The organism is Streptomyces sp. NPDC012835 (genome assembly GCF_042900885.1).
GTDB lineage: Bacteria > Actinomycetota > Actinomycetes > Streptomycetales > Streptomycetaceae > Streptomyces.
The window spans coordinates 59,321-71,968 of sequence record NZ_JBIBBW010000001.1; the positions used below are offsets into that span (position 1 = coordinate 59,321).

General features: G+C 71.0%; 10 protein-coding genes. 7 read left to right on the forward strand and 3 right to left on the reverse strand.

The annotated features are described in order from the left end of the window. Nucleotides 1-88: 88 nt before the first annotated feature. The 6 genes from ACFY6S_RS00290 to ACFY6S_RS00315 all read left to right on the forward strand — a co-directional run bounded on the left by ACFY6S_RS00290 (nt 89) and on the right by ACFY6S_RS00315 (nt 8,856). Nucleotides 89-1,771, forward strand: coding sequence for an extracellular solute-binding protein (locus ACFY6S_RS00290; protein WP_388829000.1), 1,683 nt, complete (start codon nt 89-91; stop codon nt 1,769-1,771). A gap of 124 nt (nt 1,772-1,895) precedes the next feature. Further along, on the forward strand, nt 1,896-2,894 hold the full coding sequence (locus ACFY6S_RS00295; RefSeq protein ID WP_388829180.1) for an ABC transporter permease: 999 nt from the start codon (nt 1,896-1,898) through the stop codon (nt 2,892-2,894). Then, on the forward strand, nt 2,891-3,853 hold the full coding sequence (locus tag ACFY6S_RS00300; RefSeq protein ID WP_388828997.1) for a carbohydrate ABC transporter permease: 963 nt from the start codon (nt 2,891-2,893) through the stop codon (nt 3,851-3,853). Before ACFY6S_RS00295 ends, ACFY6S_RS00300 begins: the two co-directional genes overlap by 4 nt. A 56-nt stretch (nt 3,854-3,909) precedes the next feature. Beyond that, nucleotides 3,910-6,126, forward strand: coding sequence for a WD40/YVTN/BNR-like repeat-containing protein (locus ACFY6S_RS00305; protein WP_388828994.1), 2,217 nt, complete (start codon nt 3,910-3,912; stop codon nt 6,124-6,126). After that, nucleotides 6,126-8,099, forward strand: coding sequence for a beta-galactosidase (locus ACFY6S_RS00310; RefSeq protein ID WP_388828991.1), 1,974 nt, complete (start codon nt 6,126-6,128; stop codon nt 8,097-8,099). Before ACFY6S_RS00305 ends, ACFY6S_RS00310 begins: the two co-directional genes overlap by 1 nt. A 49-nt stretch (nt 8,100-8,148) precedes the next feature. Next, nucleotides 8,149-8,856, forward strand: coding sequence for a hypothetical protein (locus ACFY6S_RS00315; protein WP_388828988.1), 708 nt, complete (start codon nt 8,149-8,151; stop codon nt 8,854-8,856). A gap of 15 nt (nt 8,857-8,871) precedes the next feature. Here ACFY6S_RS00315 and ACFY6S_RS00320 read toward each other — a convergent pair whose 3' ends face one another. Both ACFY6S_RS00320 and ACFY6S_RS00325 read right to left on the reverse strand, forming a co-directional pair. Next, the gene (locus ACFY6S_RS00320) at nt 8,872-9,894 is read right to left on the reverse strand and encodes a LacI family DNA-binding transcriptional regulator (protein ID WP_388828985.1); all 1,023 of its coding nucleotides are present in this window, start codon (nt 9,892-9,894) and stop codon (nt 8,872-8,874) included. Between the two features lie 225 nt (nt 9,895-10,119). Then, nucleotides 10,120-11,319, reverse strand: coding sequence for a cytochrome P450 (locus ACFY6S_RS00325; protein ID WP_388828982.1), 1,200 nt, complete (start codon nt 11,317-11,319; stop codon nt 10,120-10,122). 184 nt (nt 11,320-11,503) lie between these two features. Between ACFY6S_RS00325 and ACFY6S_RS00330 the strand changes: the two genes are divergently transcribed. Beyond that, nucleotides 11,504-12,019 (forward strand): MarR family winged helix-turn-helix transcriptional regulator, encoded by a 516-nt coding sequence (locus ACFY6S_RS00330; RefSeq protein WP_388828979.1) that lies wholly within the window; start codon nt 11,504-11,506, stop codon nt 12,017-12,019. A gap of 88 nt (nt 12,020-12,107) precedes the next feature. Here the strand turns inward: ACFY6S_RS00330 and ACFY6S_RS00335 are convergent, their stop codons facing one another. Beyond that, nucleotides 12,108-12,647 (reverse strand): DUF6114 domain-containing protein, encoded by a 540-nt coding sequence (locus tag ACFY6S_RS00335; protein WP_388828976.1) that lies wholly within the window; start codon nt 12,645-12,647, stop codon nt 12,108-12,110. Nucleotide 12,648 lies beyond the last annotated feature (1 nt).

Consider the following 12,648-nt stretch of genomic DNA (forward strand, 5'->3'; position numbering starts at 1 on the left):
CTCCACGCAGCACACCGCAGCCGACCGGCGGGCTCTCCCGCCGGTGTTCCTGCGCACCACGATCTGCGCACCACGAAGGGTTGACGCAATGACGCCGAAGTCCTCCTCCGATCCCAGCCGGAGAAGCTTCCTCGCCTCGACGGCGGTCGCCGCCGCCGCGGTGGCCGGCGGGGCACCGCTGCTCACCGCCTGCTCGGGCTCCTCGGAGAGCAACAGCAAGGGCGGCACCACCTCCGGCAAGGACGCGCGCAAGATCCTGCCGGCCTTCGTGGCGCAGCGCGTCGTCACCCCGGACATCGCCGCGAAGAACGGCTCGGCGGCGGGTTTCGTCAAGCCGCTGGCCACGGCGGATCTCAGGGCGTCGGTGCCGACGCCGCTCGGCAAGGGCTCCACGGTGAAGGTGATGGCGCCCTTCTGGGGCTCGCCGCCGAAGTCGCGGAACGCCTACTACACCGCGATGAACAAGGTGATCGGCGCCGATCTCGTCTGGCAGAACCAGGACGGCAACACCTACGACCAGAAGCTGGGCGCGGTGCTCGCCTCCAGCGAGATCCCGGACATGGTGGTCGTCCCCGGCTGGAACCTCGGCGGCAAGATCCCGAGCGCCATCATCAGCAAGTTCGCCGATCTCGGCCCTTACCTCTCCGGCGACCGGGTCGAGGAGTACCCGAACCTCGCGGCGATCCCGACCGACGCCTGGCAGCGCTCCCTGTTCGGCGGCAAGCTGCGCGGCATCCCGATGCCCAGCTCGTACGTCACGGGCATCGTGCCGTACTACCGCAAGGACGTCTTCGACCGGGAGGGGTACGAAGTCCCCACCTCGGCTGCCGGGTTCATGGCGCTGGCGAAGGACATCACCAACGCCAGGGCCAAGCGCTGGGCCTGCGACGACATGAAGTGGACGGCCTTCAACATCTTCGGGGTGCCCTCCGGTCAGGAGAAGCCGCTCGGCTGGAACCTGGTGGACGGCAAGCTCCTCTTCCGGGTCGAGACCGACGCCTACCTGGAGGCCCTGGAGTGGACACGCAAGCTGTACGCGGCCGGGGTGGTCCATCCCGACGCCAGGGCCGGTAAGACCCAGGGCGATCCCGCGCTGCGTTTCACCTCGGGCGAGACACTGATGTACAACCAGGACCTCTCCTCCTGGTACGGCAAGACCTCCGAGCAGGCCACCCAGAAGACCGGGGTCACCATCTGGGGGATGGACATCTTCGGCCACGACGGCGGCGATCCGACGCTCTGGGCCGTCTCCCCCGCCGGGATCTGGTCGTTCATCAGCGCCAAGGCCCCGGAGCCGGTGGTGCGGGACGCGCTGGCCGCCGCCAATGTGACGGCGGCGCCGTACGGCACCAAGGAGTACATGCTCACCCAGTACGGCCAGGAGGGCGTGCACTACACCGTCGAGGACGGGCTGCCGGTCAAGAACGACCGGGGCAACATCGAGGTCGTCAACGCGTACGTCATGCTCGACGGTCCGGCCCCCACCATCGCGCACCCCGACTTCCCCGAGGTCTCCAGGGCGATGGTCGAGTGGCAGCAGCGGATGGGCGCCTTCACCAGGAAGTCGTCCTTCTACGGGCTCCAGATCGTCGAGCCCGCCCGCTACACCAATCTCGCCAACGACTTCGAGCAGTTGGAGGACGACGTGGTGCGCGGACGCAGGAAGATGAGCGAGGTGCAGCAGGCCGTCTCCGACTGGAAGAGCAAGGGCGGCGACAAGCTCCGCGACTGGTACCGCCAACTGCTGGACGACAACGCCCCCCAGGGGTGACGGGGTGTCGCACCGTACCGCACCGGGCACCGCGCGGACGCCCGACGACGGCAAGGGGAACGACGGCCGGCCGGCGGCGGGCTCCGCCGCCCGGACCCGCGCGGCCCGGGGACCGGACGTCCCGGTGCCCGGACCCCGCACCGGCGACGGCGCGGGCGTATCCGGGGCGGGGGGAACGGGAGCGCCGGTCACCGGACGGCTTCCGCTGCGCACCAGATTCGCCCGGGACCGCGCCCTGATCCTGATGACGCTGCCGGTCGTCCTGCTCGTCCTGGTCTTCAACTACCTGCCGATCCTGGGCAATGCGGTCGCCTTCCAGGACTACGACCCGTACATCAGCGACAACGGTGTGATCTCCATTCTGGAATCGCCCTGGGTCGGTGTGGAGCAGTTCCAGCGGCTCTTCGAGGACTCCGCGTTCTGGGACGCCGTGACCAACACCCTGGTGCTGTTCGTCATCCAGCTGGTGCTGTTCTTCCCGATCCCGATCCTGCTCGCCCTGGTCATCAACAGTGTGATCAGGCCCCGGGTGCGGGCCGTGGCACAGGCCGTGCTCTATCTGCCGCACTTCTTCTCGTGGGTGCTGGTCATCACCGTCTTCCAGCAGATTTTCGGCGGCGCCGGCATCATCGCGCAGAACCTGCGGCAGCGCGGCTACGAGGGTTTCGACCTGATGACGGACCCGGAGGTCTTCAGATTCCTGGTCACGTTCGAAAGCGTCTGGAAGGACGCCGGCTGGGGCATCATCGTCTTCCTGGCCGCGCTCACCTCCGTCAGCCCCGATCTGTACGAGGCGGCGGCCATGGACGGCGCGAACCGGTGGCGCCGGATGTGGCACGTCACCCTGCCCGCGCTGCGTCCGGTGATCGCCCTGCTGCTGGTGCTGCGCGTCGGTGACGCGCTCACCGTCGGCTTCGAACAGATCCTGCTGCAACGGGACGCGGTGGGGCCGGGGGCCGCCGAGGTCCTGGACACCTACGTGTGGTGGAACGGTGTGCGCAACCAGGACTTCAGCTACGCGGCGGCGGCCGGCATCGTCAAGGGCCTGGTCAGCCTCGGGCTGGTGCTCGCCGCCAACAAGATCGCCCATCTCATGGGCGAGCAGGGGGTGTACAAGAAGTGAGCACACTTACCACTCCCCCGGCGGAGCCGGCCGCGCGGCGGCCCCGGGCGGCCCGCACCGGTCCGTGGGCGGCCGGCCCCCGTCCGGTGTGGGAGGAGGCGCCGGGCGCGGCCGGGCTCGCCGGCAAGGGCGTCGTGCTGGCGGGGGCGTGTCTCGCCGTGCTCTTCCCGCTCTGGATCGTGGTGGTCACCAGCCTCTCCAGCAAGCGGACCATCAACGAGGCGGGCGGTCTGGTGCTGATCCCCCGGGACATCACCTTCCTCGCCTACCAGGAACTCCTCAGCGGCGGCCAGGTCACCCGCGCCGCGCTGATCAGTGTGGGGGTCACCCTGGTCGGCACGGCCTTCTCGATGACGGTGTCGGTGCTCGGCGCGTACGGGCTCTCCCGCCCGGGATCGCTCGGGCACCGCTGGCTGCTGATGCTGCTGCTCGCCACGATGTTCTTCGGCGCGGGGCTGATCCCCACGTATCTGCTGGTGCAGACGCTGGGGCTGACCGACACCTATCTCGCGCTGATCCTGCCGAGCGCGGTGAGCGTCTTCAACATCCTGGTCCTGCGCGGGTTCTTCATGGGCATCTCCGCCGAACTCACCGACAGCGCGCGGATCGACGGGGCGGGTGATCTGCGCATTCTGTGGACCATCGTGCTGCCGCTGTCGCGCGCGGTGATCGCGGTGATCACACTCTTCTACGCGGTCGGGTACTGGAGCGCCTGGTTCAACGCGTCCCTCTACCTCAGCGACCAGGACATGATGCCGCTCCAGAACGTCATGATCCAGCTCGTCCAGAAACAGGAACCTCCGGTCGGTCTCGGCCAGGCCATCAAGGCGGGGGAACTCTCCCAACTGGCCGTGCAGATGGCGGTGATGGTGATCGCGCTGTTGCCGGTCGCCGTGCTGTCCCCGTTCGTCCAGAAGCACTTCAAGAAGGGCATGCTCACCGGCGCGGTCAAGGGCTGACGAGGCCGGTGCCCCGCACGCACTCTCCCCGCTCCCCCACGACGGAAGGCGACCTCATGACCGACCCCGCCCACGGCCCCGGCAGACGTACGGTCCTCACCACGGCCTCCGGGGCCGCCGCGGCGCTCGCCCTGGCCGCCGCCCCCGCGAGCGCCGCGCCGCGGGACCGGGCGGCGGCCTCCCCGGACACCGGGGCCGCTGCCGCGGCGCAGGCGTACACCTGGCGCACGGCGGCCATCGGCGGCACCGGGTTCATCACCGGTGTGCTGTTCCACCCGGCGGTCAAGGGGCTCGCCTACGCCCGTACGGACATCGGCGGCGCCTACCGCTGGGACGACGCGGCGCGGCGCTGGACGGCGCTCACCGACCATCTCGGCTGGGACGACTACCACCTGCTCGGCGTCGAGGCCCTGGCCGTCGACCCGAACCAGCCGGACCGGCTCTATCTCGCGCTCGGCGCCTACACACAGTCGTGGGCGGGCAACGGCGCCGTGCTGCGCTCGAACGACCGGGGCGCGACCTGGTCCCGGACGGACCTCCCGGTGAAGCTCGGCGGGAACGAGGACGGGCGCGGGACCGGTGAACGGCTGCTGGTGTCCCCGCTCGGTGGTGACACCCTCTACCTCGGGACCCGGCACGACGGGCTGCTCAAATCGACCGACCGCGGTGCCACCTGGGCCTCGGCCCCGTTCCCCGCCTCCGTCGACGCGGGCGGCCAGGGCATCACGTTCCTGGTGGCCGCCGGGCGCGTGGTGTACGCGGGGTGGGGCGACGGCGGCGGCGCCCTCTACCGGACGACCGACGGGGCGACCTGGCAGGCGGTCCCGGGCCGGCCGTCCGGGGTGTCGGCGCGGGTGCCGATCCGCGCGGCCCACGACGCGGGCTCCCGCTCCCTGTACGTCACGTACTCCGACACACCGGGGCCCAACAACCAGACCGACGGATCCGTCCACCGGCTCGACACCGCCACCGGCGCCTGGACGGACGTGACGCCCGTCAAACCGTCGGGCGGCGATCAGTTCGGCTACGGCGGTGTGGCCGTCGACGCCCGGGTCGCCGGTACGGTCGTGGTCTCCACCAACAACCGCTGGGGCCCGGTCGACACGCTCTACCGGTCCACCGACGGCGGACGCAACTGGACCTCGCTCAAGGACTCCGCGACGCTGGACGTCCGGGAGACGCCGTATCTGAACTGGGGCGCCACCGCCAAGTTCGGCTGGTGGATCCAGGCCGTCGCGCTCGATCCGTACGACTCGAAGCACCTGGTGTTCGGGACCGGTGCGACCCTCTTCGGCACCCGCGACCTGGTGCGCTGGGCGCCGGAGATCCGCGGTCTGGAGGAGTCGGCGGTGCGCCAGCTCGTCGCACCGCCGTCCGGGGGCGCCCAACTCCTCAGCGGGCTCGGCGACATCGGCGTGATGTACCACGAGTCGCTGACCGCCTCGCCGTCCCGGGGCATGGCCACCCATCCGGTCTTCGGTTCCGCGACCGGGCTGGCCCTGGCCACGCTCAACCCGACGTACGTGGTGCGGGCGGGCTGGGGCGACGCGGGCAACGGAGCCTCCTCGACGGACGGCGGGCGCAGCTGGCGCCCCTTCCCCGCGCAGCCCGCCATCGCCTCCTCCGCGCCCGGCCCGATCGCGGTGAGCGCCGACGGAGCGACGCTGCTCTGGTCGTTCGTCCACTGGGACGGCACCGGACACCCCGGCTTCCGCTCCGTGAACGGCGGCGCGAGCTGGAGCGAGGTGACCACCTTCCCTCGGGGCGGGGTGCCCGTCGCCGATCCGGTGGACCCCCGGCGGTTCTACGTGTACGACACGGCCGCGGGAGCGGTGCTGCGCTCCACGGACGGGGGCGCCACCTTCGTGCGGGGCGCGAGCGGGCTGCCGGCCGGCGACGCGCAGTTCCGGATCGCGGCGGCGCCCGGCCGGACCGGTGATCTGTGGCTCTCGGCCAAGTGGAACGGACTGTACCGGTCGACCGACGGCGCTATGTCCTTCGCCCGGGTGACCAGCTGCTGGGGCTCGTACGCCCTGGGCTTCGGCAAGGCGGCCCCGGGCGCCTCGTACCCCGCCGTGTACCAGACGGGCGCCACCGAGAGCTTCGTCGGGGTCTACCGCTCCGACGACACCGGGGGCAGCTGGACCCGGATCAACGACGACGCCCGTCAGTGGGGGTGGACCGGCGAGACGATCACCGGCGACCCGCGGGTGTACGGCCGCGTCTACCTCGGCACCAACGGCCGGGGCATCCAGTACGGAGATCCCGCCTGATGTCCTCCCTGAACGACGCCACCCGCGGCCGTGTGCTCTTCGGCGGCGACTACAACCCCGAGCAGTGGCCGCAGGAGGTCTGGTCCGAGGACATACGGCTGATGAAGGAGGCCGGCGTCAACTCCGTCACCCTGGGCGTCTTCTCCTGGGCGAGAATCGAACCACGCCCCGGTGCGCGGGACTTCGGCTGGCTGGACCGGCTGATGGACATGATGGAGCGCGCCGGGATCGGCGTGCTGCTGGCCACGCCGACCGCCTCGCCGCCACCGTGGATGGGCGCGCGCCACCCCGAGACCCTGCCGCGCGACGAGGACGGCCGCACGGTGTGGTGGGGCTCGCGGCAGCAGTTCTGCGCCAGCTCACCGGTCTACCGCGGTTACGCGGCGGCGCTCACCGAGGATCTGGCGCGGCGCTACGGGAGCCATCCGGCGCTGCGGATGTGGCACATCAACAACGAGTACTGCACACACTGCTGGTGCGACGAGACGGCCCGCCACTTCCGGCGCTGGCTGCGGGCGCGGCACGGCGGCCTCGACGCGCTCAACGAGGCGTGGGGCACGGCCTTCTGGAGCCAGCGCTACGACGACTGGGAGGAGATCATCCCGCCGCGCCGCGCGCAGTACATGAGGAATCCCGGGCAGGTGCTGGACTTCCGGCGCTTCACCTCGGACGCGCTGCTGGAGTGTTTCACGGCGGAGCGCGACATCGTGCTGCGGCACACTCCCGACACTCCGGTGACCAGCAACTTCATGCCGCTCTGGTCGGGCCAGGACGCCTGGCGGTGGGCCGAGGAGGAGGATGTCGTCTCCGTCGACATCTATCCGGACCCCACCGACCCGCTCGGCGGTCAGTACAACGCGATGGTCGGCGACATGACCCGCTCGCAGGCGCGCGGCCCGTGGGTGCTGATGGAGCAGGCCGCCGGTCCGGTGAACTGGCGGGGGGTCAACCATCCCAAACCGCCGGGGCTGAACCGTCTGTGGTCGCTCCAGTCGGTGGCCAGGGGCGCCGACGCGGTGTGCTACTTCCAGTGGCGCCAGTCCCGCCAGGGGGCGGAGAAGTTCCACTCCGGAATGCTGACCCACGCGGGCGAACAGGGCCGCACCTTCCGGGAGATCAAGCGGATCGGCGCCGATCTCGACCGGCTCGGACCGTATGTGACGGGTACTCAGGTCAAGAGCGAGATCGCCGTCCTGCACGACTGGGACTCCTGGTGGGCGGACCAGCAGGACGGCCGGCCCTCGGCGCTGCTGGACTACACCGAGGTCGTCCGCGCCTGGCACCGGGCCCTGTGGGAGTCGAACCTGCCGGTCGACTTCGCCCGCCCCGACCACGATCTGAGCGGGTTCCGGCTCGTCGTGGTGCCGCACCTGTATCTGCTCGGGGACGCGGCGATCGAGAATCTGGTCGGGTACGTGCGGGGCGGCGGCACTCTGGTCTCCGGCTTCCTGACCGGGGTGGCCGACGAGGACGACCGGGTGCGGCCCGGCGGGATGGACATACGGCTGCGCGACCTCTTCGGTATCGGCACGGTCCACGAGTGGTGGCCGCTGGACGCGGGCGCGCGCGTGGAGTGCGACGGTTTCCACGCCTCCCTGTGGTCGGAGGAGCTGGAGCTGTCGACGGGCGAGGCCGTCGCCTCGTACCGCGGCGGGGAGCTGGCCGGCTTCCCGGCGGTGGTACGGGCGGGGCGCGCCTGGTACGTCTCGACCCTGCCGGAGCCCGAGGCCCTGCGGGGTCTGCTCGCGCGGATCGCGGACGGTGCCGGTGTGTCGCCCACCCTGGAGGGGCTGCCGGCCGGGGTGGAGGCCGTACGCCGCGGCGACCTGCTGTTCCTGCTCAACCACGGGGCGAAGGCCGTCGTCCTCCCGATCGCCGGGGTCCCTCACGATGTGCTCGCCGACCGGCCGGTGGACGGCCCGGTCGAGCTGGAGCGCCACGGCGTGGCCGTCCTGCGGGAGGCCGCGCCCTGACACAGAGCCGCACCATCCCCCCCACGATTCCCCCCATGGAAGGGACGCCATGAAACTCCGCACCCCGGGCAGACTGCTGCTCGCCCCCGTGGCCGCGTTCGCCGCGCTCGTCGGCTTCGCCGCCGCGCCCGCCCAGGCCGCCATCTGGTCCTCGTCGGACCAGTGGGGCAACTACACCACCTCCGACAACTACATCCTCTACAACAACATCTGGGGCTCGGGCGCGGGCTCGCAGACCATCTGGGCCAACTCCTCCTCGAACTGGGGGGTGTGGGCCAACCACCCGAACACCGGCGGCATCAAGTCGTACCCCAACGCCAAGAAGGTGGTGGGCAAGAGCCTCGACTCGCTCTCGTCCCTCAAGAGCGGCTACAACGTGACCGTGCCGTCGTCGGGCGCGTACAACACGTCGTACGACATCTGGGACAGCGACTACAAGTACGAGATCATGCTCTGGGTGAACTACCGGGGCGCGGTCGGTCCGCTCGGCACCTCGCAGGGGAACCTGACGCTGGGCGGGCACACCTGGACCGTCTACAAGGGGACCAACGGCTCCAACGAGGTCTTCTCGTTCCTGCGCACCTCGAACTCCACCTCGGGGACGGTCGATGTGCTGCCGATCCTGAAGTGGATCAAGGACACCAAGGGCTGGTGGGGCAATGTGACCGTGGGTGACGTCCAGTTCGGCTACGAGATCACCTCGTCCGCCGGCGGTCTGGACTTCACCACCAACAGCTTCTCGGTGTCCGGCGGCTGACGGTCCATCACCCCGCTACAGCGGGTCCCCGGCGACGGCCCGGGGGCCCGCGCTCTCCCGTACGGTCAGCTCGGGCCTGATCAGGACGACCTCGTCCGTGCCGCGTCCGGCGAGTTTGGCGACCACCTGCTCGACGGCGTGCCGCCCCATCTCCTGGGCGGGGACGGCGACGGAGGTGAGGGGGACCGAGGCGTGGACGGCGACCTGGTCGGGACAGATGGCGACCACCGAGACGTCCTCGGGCACGGCCCTGCGGTGCTGGCGCAGCAGGGCGAGCAGCGGATCGGTGGCGGCTTCGTTCTGCACGACGAAGGCGGTGGTTCCCGGGCGCTCGTCGAAGATCCTGCCGACGGTGGCGGAGACGGCCGCGTAGCTGCCCTCGCAGGGCCGGTGCAGCAGTCTGAGCCCGAGTTCGCCACTGCGTTCGCGCAGCCCGCTCAGGGTGCGTTCGGCGAAGCCGGTGAGCCGCTCGTAGACTCCGGGCGCCTCCCCGATGACCGCGATCTCGCGGTGGCCGAGCCCGGCGAGGTGCTCGGCGCACAGCGCGCCGGCGGCCGCGAAGTCGAGGTCCACACAGCTCAGTCCGGTGGTGTCGGCGGGCAGTCCGATCAGGACGGCGGGACGGCGCGCCTCGCGCAGCAGCGGCAGCCGGTCGTCGTGCAGCTCCACGTCCATGAGGATCATCGCGTCGGCCAGGGCGCTGCCCTCGATGCGGCGGACGGCGGCCGGGCCCTCCTCGCCGGTCAGCAGCAGGACGTCGTATCCGAAGGTGCGGGCGGTGGTGGCGACCGCGATGGCGATCTCCATCATCACCGGTACGTACATGTCGGTCCGCAGGGGCACCATGAGCGCGATGATGTTGGATCTGCTGCTGGCCAGGGCGCGGGCCCCGGCGTTGGGGTGGTAGCCGAGCTGTTCGATGCTGCGCTCGACCCGTTCCCGTGTGGTGGCGGAGATGGACCGCTTGCCGCTGAGGACATAGCTCACCGTGCTGGCGGAGACTCCGGCATGCTGGGCTACATCGGCGAGGGTGACCATACGGCTCTCCAAAAGCGGGCCTTGGGGGGTGAAGCGCTTCGACGCACCGGCCTCCGAGCGTAATCTCCCGCGCTGTGACCTGTCCATAGGCGGATCGAAGCGCTTCGACTGATGCCCTGATGTCCGTGCGGGGCCGGACATACGCGATGAGGCCGCGGCTCGGGAGCCGCGGCCTCATCGCATCACGCCCTGCGGGAGGGTCCGTCCGTCACGGAACCGGTGCGCTCACCAGGCCACCGGCAGCCCGTGCACGCCGTACACGATCATGTCGGTGCGGAACTCGATGTCCTCGAACGGCACCGCGAGCCGCAGGCCGGGCAGCCTGCGGAGCACGGCGTCCAGGGCGACCTGGAGTTCCAGCCGTGCCAGCGGCTGCCCCAGGCACTGGTGGACGCCGAAGCCGAAGGCGACATGGCGGCGCGCGTCGCGCTCCACGTCGAGATCGGCGCCGGACGGGAAGACCTCCTCGTCGCGGTTGGCGGTGTTGAGCAGGCACAGCACGCCCTCGCCGGCCCGGATGGTCCGGCCGCCGACGGTCACGTCCTCGGTCGCGGCCCGGCCGAGCCCGTTGTGGACGATGCTCAGATAGCGCAGCAGCTCCTCGACGGCGCCCTTGATCCGCGCGGGATCGTCGCGCAGCAGGGCGAGTTGGTCGGGGCGGCGCAGCAGGGCCAGCACGGACAGCGCGGTCATGTTGGCGGTCGTCTCGTGGCCGGCGATGAGCAGCAGGAGCCCCGTGCCGGCCACCTCGTCGACGCTCAGTTCACCGCGCTCCATCAGCCGGCTGATGATCCCGTCGTCGGGGCGGCTCTCCTTGCGCCTCGCCAGATCGGTCAGATATCGCAGCAACTCGTCACGAGAGTTGACGAGTTGTTCCGGCGTCGAGCGGCTGTCCAGCAGGACGGCGCTGTGATCCTGGAAGAACCCGTGGTCCTCGTAGTCCACTCCGAGCAGCCGGCAGATCACCAGGGAGGGCAGCGGCAGCGCGAACTCACGCACCAGATCGGCGGTGTGGGACCCGGCGGTCATCCGGTCCAGCAGGTCGTCGGTGATACGCCGGACCTCCGGGCGCAACGTCTCGACCTTCTTGACCATGAAGTCGGCGGTGAGCATCCGGCGCAGTACGGCGTGGCCCGGGTCGTCCATGCCGATGAGGCTCGGCCTGCCCTTGGGCAGGCTCTTGCGCGCCGCGGTGAGGAAGGGGAAGCCGGGACGGGTGGCGTCGGCGCTGAACCGCGGGTCGCCCAGCACCGTCCTGACGTCCTCGTGCCGGGTGATCAGCCAGCACGGGGAGCCGTCCCACAACCGCACGCGGGTGACCGGGGATTCCTCACGGGCCCGTTCGTAGGCGGGCGGCGGATCGAAGGGGCAGCCGCCCCGGGAGGCGGGCGCGGTGAGTTGCGGGGTGTGTTCGGTGACGGTCACGAGGGGGTGCTCCTTCGCGCGCTGAGCGGACCTGGATTACCTTGACAAAAGCAACTAACGCACGGTCACGGTAACGCGCACTCCGTGGCGAGCGGAAGAGGTACGCGGGCGAAGGCCCAGGTTGGCCGGATGCGAGCCGCCGCGCACCGGCGCTCTTGCGCGGCGATGCCGCTAGAGTTCCCCCATGCCGGACGCCACCAGTTACTCCCCGCCGGATGCCGCCACGGCCCAGGAACCCACCGCCGCGCTGGAACACACGCTGACCTCGCTGTCCTATCTGCTCACCCGCGCCCAGGCGCACGGCGAGCAGATGTCCAGGGCCGGGGTCAACGCGCACCGCTCGGACGTGTATCTGCTGTTCGCGCTCGACCAGCGGGACGGTGTCTGCCGGGTCGGAGACCTCGCGACCGGGCTCATGGTCGAGCCTTCCCACGTCACCCGGCAGATCGCACGGCTCCAGTCACAGGGACTGGTCGAGCGCGCCCCCGACCCGCTCGACGGCCGGGCGCGCCGGGTGGCGATCACGGAGGCGGGTACGGCGCTGCTGACCCGGCTCCGGCTGGCCAACCGGGCCAGTCTCCAGCGGGCGTTGCACGGCTTCACGGAGGCGGACGTCACCACCACCGTCGCCGTGCTCCGGCAACTCGTGGACGGCTACGCGCGGCAGATGCGCGCGTCCGGCTCCGAGCGCCCGGCCTGAGACCGAGGGCGCCGTCCGGGAACCGGCGGCGCCGCGCACCGGTCGCAGCCGGTCGGGCCGGTACTCCGACGCGGCCGTCGGACAGACGCTAACCGGCCGAATCCGCACGGTCCTTCGGACTCGAAGGGCCCGAAGGGCCCACCGGACCGGAAGGTTCCGAGGAGCCGGGGCCGGGGTCCGCCGGTTCCGGGGCCTGCCCCGCCGCGCGCCGTCGCCAGCGGCGCGGCTCCTGGTCGGGCAGCCAGCCGAAGGCCATGGACGAGCCGATGACGCCGAGGAGCAGGCCGACGAAGAAGCCGCCCAGGTTGGAGGTGACCCAGGTGCCGAGCGAGACCAGCACGCCGACGACCGAATAGAACAGCCGCTGCGCCGGGTTGAGGATCAGCAGCAGCCCGCACACGGTCATGACGAGGGGCAGGAGATACGCGGCGATGCCTCCCGCGCCCGCCTGGAGCACCACTGAGATGGACGCCTGCTCGGTCAGCAGGATCTCTCCGCCGCCCAGCAGCAGCAGAAGCCCGCCCCAGAAGGGCCGGCCTCGGCGCCAGACGGCGAAGGCGCGCGGTGGGCGCCGTCCCCCGGCCGGGACGGCTGTCCCGGCCGGGGGACGCGACGCGGCGGAAACCACG

Excerpts from the sequence above, each read along its gene's own strand:
- ACFY6S_RS00330 (WP_388828979.1), top strand. The coding sequence starts at position 11,504 with ATGCCGGACGCCACCAGTTACTCCCCGCCGGATGCCGCCACGGCCCAG.
- ACFY6S_RS00310 (WP_388828991.1), top strand. The coding sequence starts at position 6,126 with ATGTCCTCCCTGAACGACGCCACCCGCGGCCGTGTGCTCTTCGGCGGC.
- ACFY6S_RS00315 (WP_388828988.1), top strand. The coding sequence starts at position 8,149 with ATGAAACTCCGCACCCCGGGCAGACTGCTGCTCGCCCCCGTGGCCGCG.
- ACFY6S_RS00290 (WP_388829000.1), top strand. The coding sequence starts at position 89 with ATGACGCCGAAGTCCTCCTCCGATCCCAGCCGGAGAAGCTTCCTCGCC.
- ACFY6S_RS00305 (WP_388828994.1), top strand. The coding sequence starts at position 3,910 with ATGACCGACCCCGCCCACGGCCCCGGCAGACGTACGGTCCTCACCACG.
- ACFY6S_RS00320 (WP_388828985.1), bottom strand. The coding sequence starts at position 9,894 with ATGGTCACCCTCGCCGATGTAGCCCAGCATGCCGGAGTCTCCGCCAGC.